Raw genomic sequence first — 18,296 nt, 5'->3', positions numbered from 1 at the left:
TACGATTTTAGATTTACGAAGTAAAACGTAAAAAGTAATAGTATCTCGTAAATCCTACATCAAAAATCTAAATGGTATGATAGTATCAACAACAGTAGCAAAAGAAGTTTTGCAAAAAGCATTTTCACTATTGTGTACAGCTAAATCTATGGCTGAATTATATGAGGATAATTTTAAAGTAGTATCCAAATATGTACATGCCACCTCTCGTGGTCATGAAGCTATTCAAATAGCAGCAGCAATGCAACTGTTACCACAAGATTATGCATTTCCTTATTATAGAGATGATGCCATGTTATTGGGCATAGGAATGCGCCCGTATGATTTGATGTTGCAATTATTGGCAAAAAAAGATGATCCTTTTTCTGGTGGTCGTACGTATTACTCACATCCAAGTTTAAGAGATGAAGATAAGCCTAAGATTCCGCATCAATCATCCGCGACGGGAATGCAAGCAATTCCAGCTACCGGTGTGGCTTTAGGGATGCAGTATAAGGAGTTATTAAGTATTCCGCATGACGATTCCGGCAAGAGTGAGATAATAGAACCATCCCTGATGGAGAGTGATATACCTAACGCACCTTTGGTGCTGTGCTCGTTGGGTGATGCCTCGGTTACTGAAGGAGAAATTGCGGAAGCTTTCCAAATGGCAGCATTGAAACAGTTACCAATATTATATTTGGTACAAGATAATGGATGGGATATTTCTGCTAATGAAGAGGAAACGAGAGCACAAAGTGCTTATGAATATGCTGCGGGTTTTCATGGATTAGAAGCAATTACTATCGACGGAGCTAATTTTATGGAAAGTTATCTAGCTATTCAAGAAGTTATCAAAACAATTCGCGAAGAGCGTAGACCTATGTTGGTGCATGCTAAAGTTCCGTTATTAAATCACCATACTTCTGGTGTACGGATGGAGTGGTATCGCGATGATCTGGAAGAAGCTCGATCAAGAGATCCTTATCCAGTACTTAGAAATCAATTACTAGAAAATGGATTTACAGAAGAAGAAGTTCAGCAAATTGAAACAAATGCGCAAATAGCTGTTAAAAAGGATTTAGAAGAAGCTATGAAAGCTGAAGATCCAACTCCAGAGGATCTTTTTACGCATGATTTTGCACCCACACCAATCGTCGAAGAATCTGGTGAACGAGCTCCTGATGATAAAGATGAAGTAGTAATGGTAGATTGTGCTTTATTCGCTGTAGAAGAACTGATGAAAAAACACAAAGAGTGTCTATTATATGGGCAGGATGTAGGAGGAAGATTGGGAGGAGTTTTTAGAGAAGCCGCTACCTTGGCACAGAAATTTGGAGATGAACGTGTATTTAATACCCCTATTCAAGAAGCTTTTATTGTTGGTTCCACAGTTGGGATGTCTGCAGTTGGTTTAAAACCAATCGTAGAAGTTCAGTTTGCCGATTATATATGGCCAGGATTGAATCAATTATTTACAGAAGTAAGTCGCTCTTGCTATTTGTCTAATGGTAAATGGCCAGTATCTATGATTTTGAGAGTTCCGATAGGAGCTTATGGAAGTGGAGGACCCTATCATTCGTCTTCAGTTGAATCGGTAGTAACTAATATTAGAGGATTAAAGATTGCATATCCTAGTAATGGAGCTGATTTAAAAGGTTTAATGAAAGCAGCATATTATGACCCTAATCCAGTAGTGATTTTTGAACATAAAGGATTGTATTGGTCAAAGGTAAAAGGTACAGATGCTGCAAGAACTATTGAACCATCTGAAGATTATGTATTACCGTTTGGAAAAGCCAATGTGGTACAACGTATCTGGGCACAAGATGAAAAGGAAACTATAACCATCGTTACCTACGGTATGGGCGTTCATTGGGCACTGAATGCTTCTAAAGAAATAGCTAAGGTTGTAGAGATTATTGATTTGAGAACACTACACCCAATAGATGAGGATACAATCATGGAGTCTGTAAGGAAAACTAAAAAATGTTTAGTAGTTACAGAAGAGCCTTCAAATAATTCATTTGCTAGAGCTTTAGCAGGTAAAATACAGGAAGAATGTTTTAGATCTTTGGATGCACCTGTTATGACAATTGGATCAGAAAATATGCCAGCTATTCCACTAAATAGTACCTTAGAACAAACCATGATTCCTTCAACTGAAAAGGTAAAAGATAAAATCGAGGAATTGCTGAAATATTAAATAAAATTTCTTGTCGGAATTTAGTCTTCACAATAGATGTTCCTTCAACTATAATTTGTTTTTTCAGCTTTACTCATTTTAGAAGATTATTATTTATTCTTCAAAACAATACATATTTAAACTTTAAATAAAAACCTCATTAATCTCAGGAAAGATGAGGTTTTTTATTTTCGATATCAAAAGTTCAGTTCAAAAGAAAAAGTATTGTTATCAGCTAAGGTGGTAAAAGAAGGTAAGAATTTTGAGGAATTTAGTAATTCTATATACAAACGGTCGATTTTCATAGCAGTTTTAAAGTAGTTGCATAAAACTTTAAATACATACGATTATGAAAACAATAGTTAGGAAACGATATTATGGGTCTTTATCAATTTGTATTCAATTTATAACCCTTTACTGCTTATTTTTTAATAGTAATCATAGTATAGGTCAGGAGCTCAAAGTTGAAACTTTAATCAAGAATTTTACAGCTAACGGAGCTGTATCTGTAGATAGAGAAGGGATGATTTATGTATCTGAATATGGCAAGTATGTCAATACTGGAGGAAATGGATCTAGAGTCTTTAAAATAAATCCACAAGGAAAAATTTTAGATACTATTGCAGGGTTATCAGGTCCAATGGGAACTGCTATAGACTCCAAAGGGAATCTTTATATTAATAACAACAATAACACAGTTCGTGGAGAAATACTAAGAATTTCAAAATCAGGAGTCAGAGAAGTTGTAGCTACTATTGATGGCTGGCCAAGTAGTATGACTATTGATGCAGAAGATAATTTGTATATATCTAATTATACCGCGCCAACTGTACATAAAATTACACCAGATGGTCAAGTAATTCTATTAGTAAATGATAAAAGACTAACCGGAGGAGTAGGAATAGACTTAGATAGTAAAGGAAATATTATTGTTTCAAATTTTGTAACAGCCGATATATATACCATCACTCCGGATGGTGAAGTCTCATTTATCACAAATATCCCTAATATTATAGTTCAGAATTTTGGGATAGGATATATAACGGTTATTGAAGATGTAATTTATGCGACCGGAATAGCGGTCAACTATATTTTTAAAGTCTCTATGGAAGGAGAAATAGAAATTTTAGCAGGTAATGGTCAGGCAAAGCAAGTAGATGGCTCTTTAAAAGAAGCTTCTTTTAGCAATCCAAACGGAATATCTTCTAACAAGCAAAAGAAAATATTATATATTTCTGAATATAGCGGAATGGGAGGATTACGAACTATAAAATTGTAAATTGATGAGAAGTAGGATTTTATATTTTAGAAAAATAACTTTAGAATGAAAGAAAAAGACTACAAAATATATTAATTTAAATCATTAACAATGTTAAAACGCATTTTTTTTAGATAAAATACACGATTTTGTTTGTTAGATTAAAAAATGATCGTATCTTTACACCAGAGTTAATGAGTTAGCGCTTTCATTCCCCCCAAGGTGAAAGCAATTTAAAAAAAGTGAGTTTTAATTTTAGAATAAGCCCCTAAATTAAGATGATTTGTGTGAAGAAAAAGAGCGTGGAGACGCTCTTTTTTGTGTTTATAAAGTTTTATGCTATTAAAAGAGTAGAGTTGTAATAACCATATTTGTTAACATATGTAATATTAAGACTACAAAAAAGATATTTTTTTGATTAGTAAATATGTTAAAAAACGTATTTTTTAGATAAAATACACAATTTTGTTTGGTAGATTAAAAAATGATCGTATCTTTACACCAGAGTTAATGAGTTAGCGCTTTCATTCCCCCAAGGTGAAAGCAATTTAAAAAAAGTGAGTTTTAATTTTAGAATAAGCCCCTAAATTAAGATGATTTGTGTGAAGAAAAAGAGCGTGGAGACGCTCTTTTTTGTTTTTATAAAGTTTTATGCTATTAGGAGTGTAGAGTTGTAATAATTATGTTTGTTAACATATGTAGTATTAAGACTACAAAAATATATTTTTTTAACAAGTAAGTATGTTAAAAAACATATTTTTTAGATAAAATACATAATTTTGTTTGGTAGATTAAAAAATGATTGTATCTTTACACCAGAGTTAATGAGTTAGCGCCTTCATTCCCCCCAAGATGAAAGCAATTTAAAAAAAGTGAGTTTTAATTTTAGAATAAGCCCCTAAATTAAGATGATTTGTGTGAAGAAAAAGAGCGTGGAGACGCTCTTTTTTGTTTTTCTATGATTGATATTTAGTTTTCTGTTGTAATTGGTTTTTAAAAGAATAAAAAAGTAGGGTGTTTTTGCTTTTGTATGTTTTAGGAGACGTAAAACATAAATTATAAAAATAAAAAAGCAATCATGAAAAAAATCATTTTATTATTCGCCGCAATTTCTACAATAATGATCTCTTGTAAATCAGATGATGATGGAGCTGGACCTGGACCAGTTGATATGCAAGATCCATTTGTCGGAACTTGGAAAATAACACAAGAGTTTGAGAATGGAGTCGAAATAGCTTTAGATGCTTGCGACGCTGAAGACACATTAACCGTAACATCTGATCAGAAATTTAGTGGAACTTCTCACGATTTAGAAAATGGAACTTGTACTTTACAAGGAACCCTAACGGGAGGTTGGGAAAATCTTGGGAATAATATCTATAAAATTACACCAGATTTGTCAGAAGCAGAAGAAATACAGGCTACTATCACTTTTTCTGGGAATACAATGACTATCGTAACAAATGATGAAGATGGAGAATTGAAGGAAATACTAACCAGATCTTAAAATTATTCAGATAAATAAGGAGTCCGTAATAATTTGCGGATTTCTTGTTTATATTAAAAATTAAAACGTAAAACCAGATCAGGTGTAAAACGAAGAGATTCATTGTCAAAACTTTCTATGAAGAAATTGAAGTTTTCATCAACATTTTCACGATATCCCTGACTAATAACATTTTTTCTATTGTAAAGATTCCTAATCGATACTCCTACCATGCCCTGCCAATCCTTATCTCTATCAAGTTTAAAACGATATAAAGCTGAAACATCTAATCGATGATAATCTTTATATCTACTGGTATTAATACCTCTTGGATCGGTAACTACACCGTCAAAATCATTATTATCTCTAAACAATCTAGTAAAAGGTCTACCTGTAGCATAATTCCACCCCATAGCAAATTCAAAATTATTGATGGTGAGTGTTTGAGAAAAATTGAACACATGCCTTTGGTCAAAATTTCCGGGAAAATAGGAATCCTGAACTAAAGGAAATGTACTGATTGTTTTGCTATAAGAATAACCTGTCCAAAATCTATAATTATTAATTCTTTTCTTTATAAGTAAGTCAATTCCAAAGCGTTCTTCTTCTCCGTAAAAAATATCACTTTCGTCGTCATTTGGTAGCGCTAAGTCAAGTATAAGATCACTTAAAGAAGATACGTCAGTTATTTTTTTATAATATCCTTCTAAATCAAAATTCCAGCCTTTATACGTATACAATCCACCTAAGGTAAATTGCATACTCTTTACAACCCGAATAAATCTATCTTCTTCATCTAAACCTTCTGTAGAATTATTAGATAGTATCCAAACATTGTCCGAAACAGGTAAAGTAGGAAAAACACCACTGGTGCTGTTATAAGTAAGGTAATTATTAAGTTGTTGATTCTTTAATTCTGCCGAAGTATTTAATGTGAAATTATCCCATAATTGGTAAGAGGAGAACATTCTAGGTTCTACAAAAAAGGCATTGGCATTACTTAGTTGCGAACCTCTTACTCCAATATTTATAAAAGTTTTTGGAGTCTTGTACTTATATTCTGAGTAAATGGTATGATTCGTGCCGTTTCCGTTTAAACCAATATCGTCATCTAGAAAATTGCTGTCAATAATCTCATATTCTGTTCTATTATAAGTAAATTGATATCCTAAATTAAGGCTATGCTTTTTTGCAATAGGAAGATGAAGTGCATATTCACCGCCAATATCATTAACTTCATTATTAATAGCTAAATTTTGTTCATTATCAGTATCGGATACCAGAGGGCTATTGATAAAATTATAGCGTTGATCATAGGATGAAAAATAGAAGTTGATATTTTGTGATATATCATTCTGATATTTCCTATCCCAATTAAGACTAAAACCGGAATTCCTTATTTTAAGAATATCTTTAATGTTGGTTAGTTCATTTGTTCCTGGAATAGGTAGATTTTTATTATTATCTAACCTGTTTTCTGCAAAAATAGCACTGAACTTAACCGTATTATTTTCGTTGGGTTGCCAAAGTACTTTAAGGTTGCTATCAGAAAAAGAAAAGTCATCTTCTCTAGATCCTTCATTCGGCAAGGGATCATCGTTGGCATCCGGGATATTGGCCCTTGTGTTTTGAAAAACTTTTCTTACCAGATTATTATACGTAATATTCTGATAAATATCCGTTGTAGATCTTCGTCCGGCCAACATAATTCCTAGTTTATCAGATAATGGTAATTTTATATAAACATCTCCATGAGTAAAGTTTAAACCTCCACCTACTTGTAATTCATCGGTAAGATCATTATCCGATTCAATAACTACTACTCCAGATATACGATCTCCATAGCGAACACTGGTGCCTCCTCTATAAACCTGAACGTTTTCAGTAATAAAAGGATTAAATGAAGATATTTGATTAAAAAAATGTCCGCTTTGGTACATTTTAATACCATCCCATAATACCAAATTTTGTCCTGGAGTTCCTCCTCTTATATAAAGTCCAGCGGGATCCTCAGTAGGGCTATTGATACCTGGCAATAATTGTAAACTCTGTAATACATCTGGTTCTACAAGTCCAGGTAACACACGAAGTTTTTTAGTAGATATATTTACCGAAGCATCCTGATTTTTTTGAATTCCACCAGTTAAATATTCTTTTACTAGAACTTGTCCTAAACTCTGAATTTCTGGACGTAAACTAATAGTATCACATGAGGTTTTAGACAGCTCTGAGACTTTAATAGTTTTCTGATGATAACCAAAATATGCGATAGAAATAGAATCCCATGGGTGAAGTTGTAACTCAAAAGCTCCACTATTATTGGTAAGATCAATAGTTTTTTTACGTTGAATTATATCTGCTTGGGGTAGTTCAAATTTAGAAACCCCATCAATGATAACTCCGCAAACAGTAACTGTTTCTGTGTTCTTTACTATAATATAGTCAGTTCCACTTATTTTTTGAATCTGGAAAGAGGTTTGTTGCTGTACTACTTTTTGTAAGTCACTGAACGATAGTTTTGTACTAGAAATATTTACCGTAATACCTTCAATAGCTTTTACATCATAAGAAAAACTAAAATTTAACTTATTTTCAAAAATATCAAGGATTGAAGCTAATGATTGTTTCTCGGTAGTTTCCGGTAAACTTATTTCTTGCGAATGTGAAATAGCCGTACAAAAGAAGAGTAATAATAGAGTTAGTTTAAAGAATTTCACCTATTTCTGAGCGCTATATTTTTTAAGATTTCAAAGATAACTATTATAAATGATTCTCAAAGAAAGCATTGTTTATTATGAAAACGAAGAGTATTAATAATCTTTTAAAAGCAGAAAAAAAAGTAGGGTGTTTTTGCTTTTGTATGTTTTAGGAGATGTAAAATATAAACTTAAAAAAATAAAAAAAAGCATGAAAAAAATTGTTTTATTATTTGCCGCTATTTCTACAATAATGATTTCTTGTCAATCAGATGATGATGGGGCAGGGCCTGTTGATATGCAAGATCCATTTGTTGGAACCTGGAAAATAACACAAGAGTTTGAAAACGGAGTTGAAGTTATGCAAGAAGCCTGCGATCTGGAAGAAACTATCATTATTAAAGATGATATGAAATTAAGCGGTACTTATTATATGATGGGAACTTCTGGTTGCACAGTGGGAGGCACTTATACTGGTACTTGGGAAAATCTAGGAAATAATAAGTACAAAGTTACTTCTGATGATCCCGAAGCAACTTCAACAGAAGCAACAGTTACATTTTCTGGAAATACGATGACTGTAATAATTAATGATGAAGAAGGAGAGTTTAAACAGGTATTAACAAGAGTCTAAAAGATAAAGAAATTAAAAGGGCAATAACTTTAGTAATATAGTTGTTGCCTTTTTTAAAAATTAAACCTGAGCGTAATGTTTGGAGTAAAACGCAAGGATTGGTTGTCAAAACTTTCGATTGATCTATCAAAGTTTTCATCTACAATACCTCTGAATCCTTGACTAATTATATTTTTTCTGTTGTAAATATTTCTAATAGATAGTCCAATCATTCCACTCCAATCTTTATCTCTATCTAATAAAAAGCGGTATGTAGCCGAAGCATCTAATCGATGATAGTCTGGAAAACGACTGGTATTAATACCTCTAGGATCAATTACAGCTCCATCTACATCATTAACATCACTAAATATTTTTGTAAAAGGCCTTCCGGTAGCATAATTCCATCCTAAAGCAAATTCAAAATTATTGAGTTGCAATGTTTGAGATATATTAAACGTATGACGTTGATCAAAGTTACCAGGAAAGAATGTGTTTTGAATTACAGGAAATGAAGATATCGTTTTACTTAATGAATAACCAGCCCAAAGTCTATAGTTTCTGTATTTTTTTTTAATTAACAGATCAAACCCTATTCGTTCTTCTTCTCCAATTAAAAAGGCATTCTCAATATTATCTTCAACAGCAAAATTAAAAATTAGATTTCCTAAAGAACTTAAATTCGTTATTTTCTTATAATATCCTTCAAGATCAAAATGCCATCCATTGTATGTATATAATCCTCCAAGTGTAAATTGCCTACTTTCTACTATTTCAATAAATGGGATTTGAGCATCTTGATCCGAGTTCATAAAAGAAAGAATCCAGATATTATCAGCTACTGGTAACGAAGGTAGTGAGTTATTCGTGCTTCCATTAGTGTTGAAGCTATTAATCTGTTGAGTTTTTAACTCAGCTGATCCATTTAGCGTAAATGTATCCGAAAATTTATGTGAAGCAAATAATCTTGGTTCCACAAAATAGTTTGACGAAATGTAACTATAACCAAAATAAGTTGGAAGAAGTCTTCTTATACCAACATTGATAAAACTTTTTGCGGTTTTATAGCTGTATTGAGAATATATGATATGATTACTACCTTCACCAAATACAGAAAAGTCTCCTATTGCTGGTTCAATTCTATTGAATCGTTCATACCTCGTAAAAAGTCTACTAAACTGATATCCTACATCGATAGCATGCTTTTTTTGGATCGGTACATGCAGTGCATAACGAAACCCTATATCGGAAACTTCATTTCTTGTGTCAATGCGTATTTCGTCAATAAATGGATCATCATCATTTTCGGGAATATTTACAAAACCATATCGCTGATCATAGGATAATCCGTATAAATTAACATTTTGGCTAATGTTGTTAGTATATTTTTTATCCCAATTTATACTAAAACCCCAATTAATAATCTTCAGGATATCTTGTACATCAGATAGACCGGAAGCTTCTTGTAATTGAGTTGTTATTTTATTATCCAGTCTGTTTTCTGTAAAAATTGTACTAAACTTTATGGTGTTGTTTTTGTTTGGTTTCCATAATAGTTTAAAGTTACTATCTGAAAAAGAAAAGTCATCTTGTCTTAGTCGTTCTTCGGCAGTTATTTGTGAATTGGGTTCAGGAATATCAGCGCGTGTATTTTGAAATACTTTTCTAACTAAATTGTTAAAGGCAATGTTTTGATAGATATCAGTAGTAGATCTTCGACCAGCAAGGAGAATACCTAACTTTTTAGACAAAGGCAGCTTTATAAATAGATCTCCGTGAGTAAGATTTAAACCACTGCCGGTCTGTAATTTATCAGTAAGATCATTGTCTGATTCTATGTTGATTACTCCTGATAAATTGTCTCCATATTTTACACTAGTTCCAGATCTATAGACTTGGATACTCTCCGTAATAAAAGGGTTAAATGAGGATATTTGATTAAAAAAATGACCGTTTTGAAACATTCGGATTCCATCCCAAAGCACTAAATTCTGTCCTGGAGTTCCTCCTCTAATATAGAGTGAAGCGGGATCTTCAGTAGGACTGGTGATTCCAGGTATGAGTTGTAAACTTTGTAGTACATCAGGTTCTGCAAGTCCAGGAAGGATTCGGAGTTTTTTTGTAGATATATTTACAGAAGCATCTTGATTTTTTTGTATTCCTTGGGTAAGGTATTCTTTCACTAAAACTTGACCTAAATTTTGAATTTCTGGTCTTAGATTAATAGTGTCACATTTTGAAGAAGAAAATTCGGAAACTTTTATAGTTTTATTCTGATAACCAAAATACGATATCGAAATAGAATCCCATGGATGAAGTTGTAATTCAAAACTTCCATTGTTATTAGTAAGACCAATTGTCTTCTTATTTTGTAATATATCTGCTTGTGGTAATTCAAATTCAGAGAAGGCATCTATAATTACGCCACAAATAGTAACCCTTTCTGTATTCTTGACTAATATATAGTCTGTTTTACTTACTCTTTGAAGTAAGAAAGGTGTTTGAAGCGTTATTATTTTCTGAAGAACCTCGAAGGATATATCTGTATTCGGAAGTTTTAAAGTAATATGTTCGATAGCTTTTACATCATAAGAAAAACTAAATTGATGTTGATCTATAAAAGCGTTTAAAACGTCTACTAATGATGGTCTTTCTGAAGTAGTAACTACTACTACGTCTTGTGAACAAATGTGATTATACCAGAAAAAAAATAAAAATAATGTTAGTCGTAAACCCCTCACTTATTTTTCAATTCAATAGTCTTTGAAGATTTGATTTTATAGTCAATATTCATAGGTTCAAAACATGTTTTTAGCGCTATACTAAGATCCGTATGTATGAAAAAACCTGAGAATAGACGATTGGTGTCTACATTGCCTTTTTCTATGGTAATATCATATTGCCTTTCAAGTTCTTCGATAAGTCGATTTAATGACACTTGATGAAAAGTACTTTTTTGCTGCATCCAACTTGGTTTGGAATCTTTGATTTCAACGGAATTAAGCTTGTTATTATCAGAAGCTATAACACCTTTGCCAGGTGTTAGAATAACGTCATTCTTTTGGTTGCTTACCGATACTTTTCCTTCATAGCACTGTACTTCTATTGTGGTATTTCTCGAATACACATTAAATTGCGTACCAAGTACTTTTATATTGCCATTTTTAGTTCTAACAGTAAATTGAGATCCTTTTGCAACATCAAAAAAAGCTTCACCTTCTAAGATAATCGAGCGATCTTTTGTAAAAGAACGATCGTCATATTCAATGGAAGATTCAGCATTAAGTGTCACAATGGAGTTATCAGGTAAGGTCCAAGTCTTAGTTTCTGCAAGTTCCGTATTGATTGTTGTAGTATTAAAAAACACAGTTCTCAAACCAATCAAAATAACAACAACTGCAGCAGCGGTATATAACCAAGTACGTAATTTGATTACTTTGGCTGTTGCTGGTTTAGCAGATGTATATATATTATTATACTCCTTCTGTTTTTGCAGATTCCCTTCTATATCAAACTCTGGACGTTCGAATTTTTCAACGCCTTTTAGAATATCTTTATATGCAAGATATTCGGGAGTGTTCTCGAAATCTTTTTTTTCTTTTTCGGAGAGGTCATTTGCTAACCAACGTCCTAAGAAATTATCATCATTTTTATTCATCTAATGAATGTTTTATATTTTTCTATCCTGTTTATGAACAGGTTTTTATGCAATTCCAATAGTCACTCTCAAATTATAAAAGACTAGATTTTTCCAATTTTTTTTCTAAGCGTTACTAAAGCCAAATGCATTCGTTTCTCAACTGCTTTTACTGAGATTCCTAACAATTCTGCAATCTCTTTATAGGTTTTCTTTTCAATTCTATTGAGAAGAAAAACTTCTCTTTGTCCCTCTTTTAAATCACTAATGGCATGATTTAATTTATCCATGAATTCCTTTTCTTCCATTTGAAATTCAGGAGATTCATTAGTATATGTTTTTTGTGGTGTTGATTTATATTTTAATACTGTTTTTTGATGTATTGCATCATTAATAGAAGCATTATTGGCTATTTTATATAAAAAGCTTTTCGCAGCACCAAAAATAATTTTGGAACAATTAACCCAAAGTTTTGCAAAACTATCTTGTACTATATCTTGAGCTTTTTCCATATCACCATATTTGTAATAAATATAGTAGCATATCTTTTCAGCGTGTTGTCTATATAATTCGTCATATACCTTTTCGTCACATACACTTATTTGTTCCGGCATTTCTTTTTTGTTTAGTTGGCTATAAGTTAATAGATTATTTGGTACGCACAGATAAAATAGTATCATAAATATGATAGCTTATCAGATACTTTAATTCTCTATTAATAGTTATAAATGTTCATTTTATGTAATGTTAAAACATAATGTCAAGTTATCCAATGTGAAAAAATTAAATTAAATCCACATTTCTAGAAAACTTTAATTGTATTGGTGCTAACATAAAATTTACAACTCTAAAACAAAGTAAGAGCGATATACCCTACCAAAATTTAGGCTTTTATCAAAATATTTTAAATTTGAAAGAAAAAGACTACAAAATAAATTAATTTAGGCTATTAAAAATGTTAAAAAGCGTTTATTTTGGATAAAATACACTTTTTTGTTTGGTGGATTAAAAAATGATTGTATCTTTACACCAGAGTTAATGAGTTAGTGCTTTCATTTTCCCCAAGGTGAAAGCAATTTTAAAAAAGTGAGTTTTAATTTTAGAATAAGCCCCTAAATTAAGATGATTTGTGTGAAGAAAAAGAGCGTGGAGACGCTCTTTTTTGTTTTTCTATGATTTTATAAATCTTCATGTGAATATTATTCAGGAATAAAAAAAATGCGTAAACCCTAGGGATCCACACATTTTTTAGTATTATTTATTCGTAGAGAATATATCCTTCAATTGTTTTACTACACCATCATTACCAGAAACTGTTATTTCACCAATTTTATCAGCAATTTTCTCTACATACTCCATTTCTTTTAGCTTATAGAGCATAGCATTATCCTCCATAAGCTTTGCAGTATTTAGCAAACTTCTGGTTGATGCAGTTTCTTCACGTCTGGTAATAGTATTAGCCTGAGCTTTCTTTTGTGCAATCAGAACTTGGTTCATGATTTCTTTCATTTCACCAGTCAGAATGATATCTCTGATACCACAATTCAATACTTTTACACCTAGTTTGATTACTTGGTTTTTTGTAGATTCTAGTATTGCATTTGCCATACTATCTTTACGTTCCAGTAATTCATCTAACGTGTAATTTCCTACGAAAGCTCTTAGTGCTAATTGCATCGCGATATATAATTGTCTTGAATAGTCTTTGTTATCAAGCAAAGCTTTTTCTATATCTACTACCTTATACTGTACATCGAAATTGATTCGAATAGCAGCTTTATCCTTGGTTAATAGCTCTTGACCAGCTACTTCCAGTTGTAATTGACGTAGATCTACTTTGGCAATTTTAATGGTTGTATCATTTTTCCAGAAACGATATGTACCACTATTCAGTGTTTTACTATATACATCATCCACGATAAGTACAGCTTTTTCATAGGCTGCTACCTCAAAAGTTCTAATGTACTTGCTGATGGAGTAGTTACTGAACAATGACTTTTCAATTTTTTCTGTGATATAAATTTTACTAAGATCTATTCTTATAAATTTATAAGTGTATAAACTATTCCATAGCGTATATCTACCTGCAGGAAAAACACTTTTGAGATTTCCATTTTCATATACCAAAACAATTTCATTGTCTTTTACCTCAATCACATGTAGCATATCCTCCAATGTTGTATCTTTCAATAAGATCTCTAGTGCTACAGGAGTCGTGAAAGGTTTAGAAAGATCGTATTTTGTTATACGTTCATCAAATCTTAACCAATGAGTTCCTTGTGTAATTACACGATTGTAGTCACCTTTCCTGAAAACCAATCCCACTGTACCAGCATTGATTCGTACTCGTTTCATTTTCTTAGTTTTTATGTCTGTTAATGAACAGACAGATTTAACATTAATTGGATGATAATCCTGTAACGGAGGTATTATCGATTTCATTTTTTAAAAAACAGTGAAAACAAATCATCTTTCCAATACGGAAATTATAGGATGTTATATCGGTCATAAGTAGTTTTTAATATCGAAATAAAAGATCTGTATTTTATATACAATAATTTCATATTTGGATAGAAAAAAGTAATTATTTCCAATCATAGCATAGCTAATATTTCAAAGTACTTTCAAGATTGTTTTTATAGCAAGAGCACTATAAAAACAGATTTGAGTTCACAGTTTTTGTCAATCAGTTTTATAAGATGATTAGCTTTTATCCTACATTATGAGTGTAGTGCTCTACCTAACTGAGCTACGAAACCTAATTTGGTGGTCTCGATGGGATTCGAACCCATGCAATGTAAAAGGCATTTTCAGTGCCTTGTTCGCCAGATCCCTAATCTAGTGCGTTTACCAATTCCGCCATATCTCTAAAAAGATAGTGGGACTCGAACCCACATGAACAAAAAATCTATCGCTCTAGCCACTGAGCTACGGGACCATTTTGTATCTGTTTTTAGTGGTCCCGATGGGAATCGAACCCATGTCCTATAGAGTGTGACTATTATTTGGTTAATAGCCTAACCTTCAAACCAAGTTGTATATAAAGAGGTCATACAAAACTGCAACTCTCCATACAATAGTGCTATACAGAAACACCCAACAAGACTTGATTGATACTGTCATTCCAGCGAAGGCTGGAATCTAATTAATAATTTATGCTTTCAACTTTATTTTATCAAAAGCCCTGCTATTTTCATCCTCACTTTATAGCAGGGCACTACTTCAAACCCCATTTGTTTCCCCCATATAAAAGGGTTTGCTTTAATTACTACACAAAGGTGTAATGTATTAGCGCAATCTATTTGCGTAGTAATTATTTATTTGTAAAAAATTCGGTTTTGGTCGTTTTTTACATTAGGTGTATCCGTATCCGGATATAAGGCCTTTGTCATGGAATCTACATATTTCGTTACCCATTTTGAGAATAGGAATTGGAAACCAGTTTTTGTTTTTTCTTTGGTAAGTATATGTTGTGTTTTCATTTTTTTTAATTTTTAAAATTGTCTCACGGGTTATATGATATTTCATATTCGCGATCTCGTCTATCGATTTCTCCTAAAGGACTTCCTTTGAAAATAGAGATGTTTTTAAACCCATTTTCTTTAGAGATTAAAGACTCTTCTTTTTTAATCGCACCTCTTCGTACATTACCGTAATCACCGGTAAGTTTTTTGGTAGCAGGATCCAGGTCACCCCAAAGTTTATCTGGTTTCCCATTATCTATTGGTTCTACGAAATAGGTAATACCAGTAATCTTGGATTGAACTATGAATCTTCCTGTATCTTCAGTTCTACATAAAAACCTTTGTAATAAATTATTTTTCATAGTTGTAAAATTTAAAAATTAGTGGAACAGACAGGAATCGAACCTGTATCGTCGGATCTTCAATCCGCCGCATTGACCAACTTTGCTACTATTCCTTTTTGGGTGTACTCCGGGACTCGAACCCTGTTCCTCTCATTCACAGTGAGATGCTTTACCAGATAAGCTAGAGACACCATATTTAAAATGTTTGTGTTTGATTATTTGATTTTAAGCATTTTGATAAATAAATCTTTATATTAGGCTATACATTCGAAAACAACCTAAATGGATAACATTTCAACTATTATATTGGCAGCATCCTTGATAATCATTATGCTAGGGATGGGATTATCATTAGTTACATCTGACTTCAAAAGAATACTAATCTACCCAAAAGCCATTCTGGTTGGCCTTATAAATCAACTTTTAATTTTACCTTTAGTAGCTTTTACTTTGGTATCTGTATTATCCTTAGAATCAGAAATTGCAATTGGAATTATGATATTGGCTGCTTGTCCTGGCGGAGCTACTTCTAATTTAATCTCTCATTTGGCACATGGTGATACTGCATTATCTGTTACACTTACGGCTTTTAGTAGTTTGATTACTATTATTACTATACCATTTATAGTCAATTTTTCTTTACTTCATTTTTTATCAGAGAATCAAACAATACAATTGAATGTCGTAGAAACAATCATCCAGATTTTTGTTATTATCATTATACCTGTTTCTATAGGTATGATTATTAGAAAATATAATGAAGGTTTCGCGCTGAAAATGGCAAAACCAGTCAGAATAGCCTCTGCAATCGTACTAGCACTGGTTATTATTGGTATTTTGGTTAAGGAAAAGGACAATTTCGTTTCCTATTTACGAGAAGCTGGATTAGTAGCTTTCTTATTGAATATTTTAACCATGGCAATAGGGTATTATTCTGCTAAGCTTTTAAAAGTGCATCATCGAGGTGCTATTTCTATAGGAATAGAGTCAGGTATTCAAAATGGAACACTTGCAATCTCGATAGCAATTGCCATCCTACATAGTACATCATACGCTATTGCTCCAGCCGTCTATAGTTTACTAATGTTTTTTACAGGAGGATTAGCGATATTTTTGGGAATTCGTAGTAAGAAATAAGTACTACGACTTATTAAATTGTACTCCACCTTGGATTCGAACCAAGACTGAACCGGGCTTAAACCGGATGCCTCTGCCATTTGGGCTAGCGGAGCATTTGTGCGAGAATGGAGATTTGAATTTTTAGGATCTTGATGCTAAGTCAAGTGTGTATTCCTATTCTGCCATTCCAGCATTATTTCAAAGGCATTGGGAATCGAACCCAAGACTCCCGCGATATGGCCGCGGTACTCTACCACTGAGTTATACCTTAGTCACGATGACCTGAAAGGATTCGAACCTTTACACCAAGAGTCAAAGTCTTGGATGCTACCTTTACATCACAGGTCAATTTGTAAGCTCAATAGTCCCGAAACTTCGGGGGAACCTATACTTCAAGGGTCGTAACCTTGGGTGCTTCCATTTACACCATGAGCCTAAGTTTGTACTCCACCTTGGATTACTCATCAATTCCTATTGTTTTACGAAATCGTGAATGTGTTCATTTCGAACCAAGACTGAGCCGGGCTTAAACCGGATGCCTCTCCCATTTGGGCTAGCGGAGCGTTTGTACAGGAAGAGAGATTCGAACTCTCAGGATCTTGATTCTAAGTCAAGCGCGTATGCCAATTCCGCCATTCCTGTATTAAAATTGTACTCTGTAGGAGAATCGAACTCCTATTTCCTCATAGAAAGTGAGGTGTACTAAACCATTATACGAACAGAGCAGTTTGTCTGAGAAGCAGGATTCGAACCTACAACCTCCCGCTTCCAAAGCGGGTAAACAACCATCGTTATCTTCTCAGAAATGAGTATATCTACTAAGACTTGAACTTAGACTTAGGGATTAGAAATCCCTTGTGCTTCCATTTACACCATAGATATAGTTGTTTAGAGAGCAGGATTAGTTCGTGAGATTGATATTTGATAATTTAGAACTCATGAAATCGTAGATTTGCTTGCCAAATTAAGATTCGGCGAAGCCAATGCCGCACATTTCGAACCTACAACTTCCCGCGTCCAAGGCAGGTAAACTACCATTGTTATACCTCTAGAATAATAGCGGAAGAAGTGGGAGTCGAAACCACACAAGTCATTTGCTCTTAACAGTTTTATTCACATCAGTTCTACTTATAAAAGTGTTCATCTGTTCGCCTGCCCGGCTCGGGTCAAGACTGCGGCTACCGTCAATTGACTTGCTCTTCCTTATTTCTTTTGTCAATGAGAAATGATTGACAAGATGTACTGAATAAAGTTTGATTCCTTTATTCTTTACAGCAGTACCGACGGGATTCGAACCCGCAACCTTCCGAGAGACAGTCGGGTGCACTAGCCGTTGTGCTACGATACTATTTTTCCCTTGAAAAGGGGGCTTTTAAAATAAATCAACATTTAACTTAGCGCGCTCGCTAGGATTTGAACCTAGACTAAAGGTGTTGGAGACCTTCGTGCTACCCTTACACTAAAAGCGCATATGTTTGTTTAAGTGGAAGTAGTAGGACTCGAACCTACAAGCTC

At 33.1% G+C, this 18,296-nt stretch carries 13 protein-coding genes and 9 tRNA genes; 6 read left to right on the top strand and 16 right to left on the bottom strand.

The genetic code is table 11. The features are described from left to right. The first annotated feature begins 76 nt into the window (after nt 1-76). The 3 genes from GBO31_RS07445 (at nt 77) to GBO31_RS07435 (ending at nt 4,929) form a co-directional block, all read left to right on the top strand. Nucleotides 77-2,185, top strand: a complete 2,109-nt coding sequence (locus GBO31_RS07445; protein ID WP_219007701.1) for an alpha-ketoacid dehydrogenase subunit alpha/beta — start codon at nt 77-79, stop codon at nt 2,183-2,185. A 328-nt stretch (nt 2,186-2,513) separates the two neighbouring features. Beyond that, nucleotides 2,514-3,443, top strand: coding sequence for an SMP-30/gluconolactonase/LRE family protein (locus GBO31_RS07440; RefSeq protein WP_219007700.1), 930 nt, complete (start codon nt 2,514-2,516; stop codon nt 3,441-3,443). A gap of 1,057 nt (nt 3,444-4,500) precedes the next feature. Continuing rightward, on the top strand, nt 4,501-4,929 hold the full coding sequence (locus tag GBO31_RS07435; protein ID WP_219007699.1) for a lipocalin family protein: 429 nt from the start codon (nt 4,501-4,503) through the stop codon (nt 4,927-4,929). Nucleotides 4,930-4,982: 53 nt separating this feature from the next. Here GBO31_RS07435 and GBO31_RS07430 read toward each other — a convergent pair whose 3' ends face one another. Next, nucleotides 4,983-7,625 (bottom strand): TonB-dependent receptor plug domain-containing protein, encoded by a 2,643-nt coding sequence (locus GBO31_RS07430; protein ID WP_219007698.1) that lies wholly within the window; start codon nt 7,623-7,625, stop codon nt 4,983-4,985. 190 nt (nt 7,626-7,815) lie between these two features. Between GBO31_RS07430 and GBO31_RS07425 the strand changes: the two genes are divergently transcribed. Together GBO31_RS07425 and GBO31_RS27385 are read left to right on the top strand one after the other, a co-directional pair. After that, nucleotides 7,816-8,238 carry a lipocalin family protein gene (locus GBO31_RS07425; RefSeq protein WP_219007697.1) on the top strand — a complete coding sequence of 141 codons (423 nt, stop codon included), beginning with the start codon at nt 7,816-7,818 and terminating at the stop codon, nt 8,236-8,238. After that, the gene (locus tag GBO31_RS27385; protein ID WP_429725715.1) at nt 8,223-8,279 is read left to right on the top strand and encodes a hypothetical protein; all 57 of its coding nucleotides are present in this window, start codon (nt 8,223-8,225) and stop codon (nt 8,277-8,279) included. Before GBO31_RS07425 ends, GBO31_RS27385 begins: the two co-directional genes overlap by 16 nt. 12 nt (nt 8,280-8,291) lie before the next feature. On the opposite strand, the gene GBO31_RS07420 is transcribed toward GBO31_RS27385, so the two are convergent. From GBO31_RS07420 to GBO31_RS07380, 9 genes are all read right to left on the bottom strand, one after another. Further along, nucleotides 8,292-10,958: a TonB-dependent receptor gene (locus tag GBO31_RS07420; RefSeq protein WP_219007696.1), complete on the bottom strand. Its 2,667-nt coding sequence runs from the start codon at nt 10,956-10,958 to the stop codon at nt 8,292-8,294. Further along, nucleotides 10,955-11,875, bottom strand: a complete 921-nt coding sequence (locus GBO31_RS07415; RefSeq protein ID WP_219007695.1) for a FecR family protein — start codon at nt 11,873-11,875, stop codon at nt 10,955-10,957. Before GBO31_RS07415 ends, GBO31_RS07420 begins: the two co-directional genes overlap by 4 nt. An 83-nt stretch (nt 11,876-11,958) precedes the next feature. Further along, nucleotides 11,959-12,468, bottom strand: a complete 510-nt coding sequence (locus tag GBO31_RS07410) for an RNA polymerase sigma factor (protein WP_219007694.1) — start codon at nt 12,466-12,468, stop codon at nt 11,959-11,961. Between the two features lie 640 nt (nt 12,469-13,108). After that, the gene (locus GBO31_RS07405; protein ID WP_219007693.1) at nt 13,109-14,209 is read right to left on the bottom strand and encodes a slipin family protein; all 1,101 of its coding nucleotides are present in this window, start codon (nt 14,207-14,209) and stop codon (nt 13,109-13,111) included. Between the two features lie 409 nt (nt 14,210-14,618). Beyond that, a tRNA-Pro gene (locus GBO31_RS07400) sits at nt 14,619-14,715 on the bottom strand. A 456-nt stretch (nt 14,716-15,171) separates the two neighbouring features. Next, on the bottom strand, nt 15,172-15,336 hold the full coding sequence (locus tag GBO31_RS07395; RefSeq protein ID WP_219007692.1) for a hypothetical protein: 165 nt from the start codon (nt 15,334-15,336) through the stop codon (nt 15,172-15,174). A 23-nt stretch (nt 15,337-15,359) separates the two neighbouring features. Beyond that, complete coding sequence (locus GBO31_RS07390) at nt 15,360-15,680, bottom strand: hypothetical protein (protein ID WP_219007691.1); 321 nt, start codon at nt 15,678-15,680, stop codon at nt 15,360-15,362. A gap of 22 nt (nt 15,681-15,702) precedes the next feature. Further along, nucleotides 15,703-15,775 (bottom strand) — tRNA-Phe (locus tag GBO31_RS07385). 5 nt (nt 15,776-15,780) lie between these two features. Beyond that, nucleotides 15,781-15,854: transfer RNA gene (locus GBO31_RS07380), tRNA-His, on the bottom strand. Nucleotides 15,855-15,944: 90 nt separating this feature from the next. On the opposite strand from GBO31_RS07380, the gene GBO31_RS07375 reads away from it, so the two are divergent. Next, nucleotides 15,945-16,799: a bile acid:sodium symporter family protein gene (locus GBO31_RS07375; protein WP_219007690.1), complete on the top strand. Its 855-nt coding sequence runs from the start codon at nt 15,945-15,947 to the stop codon at nt 16,797-16,799. A 181-nt stretch (nt 16,800-16,980) separates the two neighbouring features. Here GBO31_RS07375 and GBO31_RS07370 read toward each other — a convergent pair. The 6 genes from GBO31_RS07370 to GBO31_RS07345 all read right to left on the bottom strand — a co-directional run bounded on the left by GBO31_RS07370 (nt 16,981) and on the right by GBO31_RS07345 (nt 18,250). Next, nucleotides 16,981-17,052, bottom strand: a tRNA-Met gene (locus GBO31_RS07370). A 6-nt stretch (nt 17,053-17,058) separates the two neighbouring features. Then, nucleotides 17,059-17,129, bottom strand: a tRNA-Gln gene (locus GBO31_RS07365). A gap of 220 nt (nt 17,130-17,349) precedes the next feature. Then, nucleotides 17,350-17,423: transfer RNA gene (locus tag GBO31_RS07360), tRNA-Leu, on the bottom strand. An 89-nt stretch (nt 17,424-17,512) separates the two neighbouring features. Further along, nucleotides 17,513-17,584, bottom strand: a tRNA-Pro gene (locus GBO31_RS07355). Between the two features lie 472 nt (nt 17,585-18,056). Next, nucleotides 18,057-18,129 (bottom strand) — tRNA-Asp (locus GBO31_RS07350). A 50-nt stretch (nt 18,130-18,179) separates the two neighbouring features. Next, nucleotides 18,180-18,250: transfer RNA gene (locus GBO31_RS07345), tRNA-Trp, on the bottom strand. Nucleotides 18,251-18,296 lie beyond the last annotated feature (46 nt).

Origin of the sequence: Aquimarina litoralis (assembly GCF_019295435.1) — a bacterium.
Lineage (GTDB): Bacteria > Bacteroidota > Bacteroidia > Flavobacteriales > Flavobacteriaceae > Aquimarina > Aquimarina litoralis_A.
This window is presented reverse-complemented; position numbering and strand designations above follow the sequence as displayed.

Coding starts and splice junctions, on each gene's coding strand:
- GBO31_RS07445 (WP_219007701.1), top strand. CDS start 77: ATGATAGTATCAACAACAGTAGCAAAAGAAGTTTTGCAAAAAGCATTT.
- GBO31_RS07440 (WP_219007700.1), top strand. CDS start 2,514: ATGAAAACAATAGTTAGGAAACGATATTATGGGTCTTTATCAATTTGT.
- GBO31_RS07435 (WP_219007699.1), top strand. CDS start 4,501: ATGAAAAAAATCATTTTATTATTCGCCGCAATTTCTACAATAATGATC.
- GBO31_RS07425 (WP_219007697.1), top strand. CDS start 7,816: ATGAAAAAAATTGTTTTATTATTTGCCGCTATTTCTACAATAATGATT.
- GBO31_RS07415 (WP_219007695.1), bottom strand. CDS start 11,875: ATGAATAAAAATGATGATAATTTCTTAGGACGTTGGTTAGCAAATGAC.
- GBO31_RS07410 (WP_219007694.1), bottom strand. CDS start 12,468: ATGCCGGAACAAATAAGTGTATGTGACGAAAAGGTATATGACGAATTA.
- GBO31_RS07405 (WP_219007693.1), bottom strand. CDS start 14,209: ATGAAACGAGTACGAATCAATGCTGGTACAGTGGGATTGGTTTTCAGG.
- GBO31_RS07395 (WP_219007692.1), bottom strand. CDS start 15,336: ATGAAAACACAACATATACTTACCAAAGAAAAAACAAAAACTGGTTTC.
- GBO31_RS07390 (WP_219007691.1), bottom strand. CDS start 15,680: ATGAAAAATAATTTATTACAAAGGTTTTTATGTAGAACTGAAGATACA.
- GBO31_RS07375 (WP_219007690.1), top strand. CDS start 15,945: ATGGATAACATTTCAACTATTATATTGGCAGCATCCTTGATAATCATT.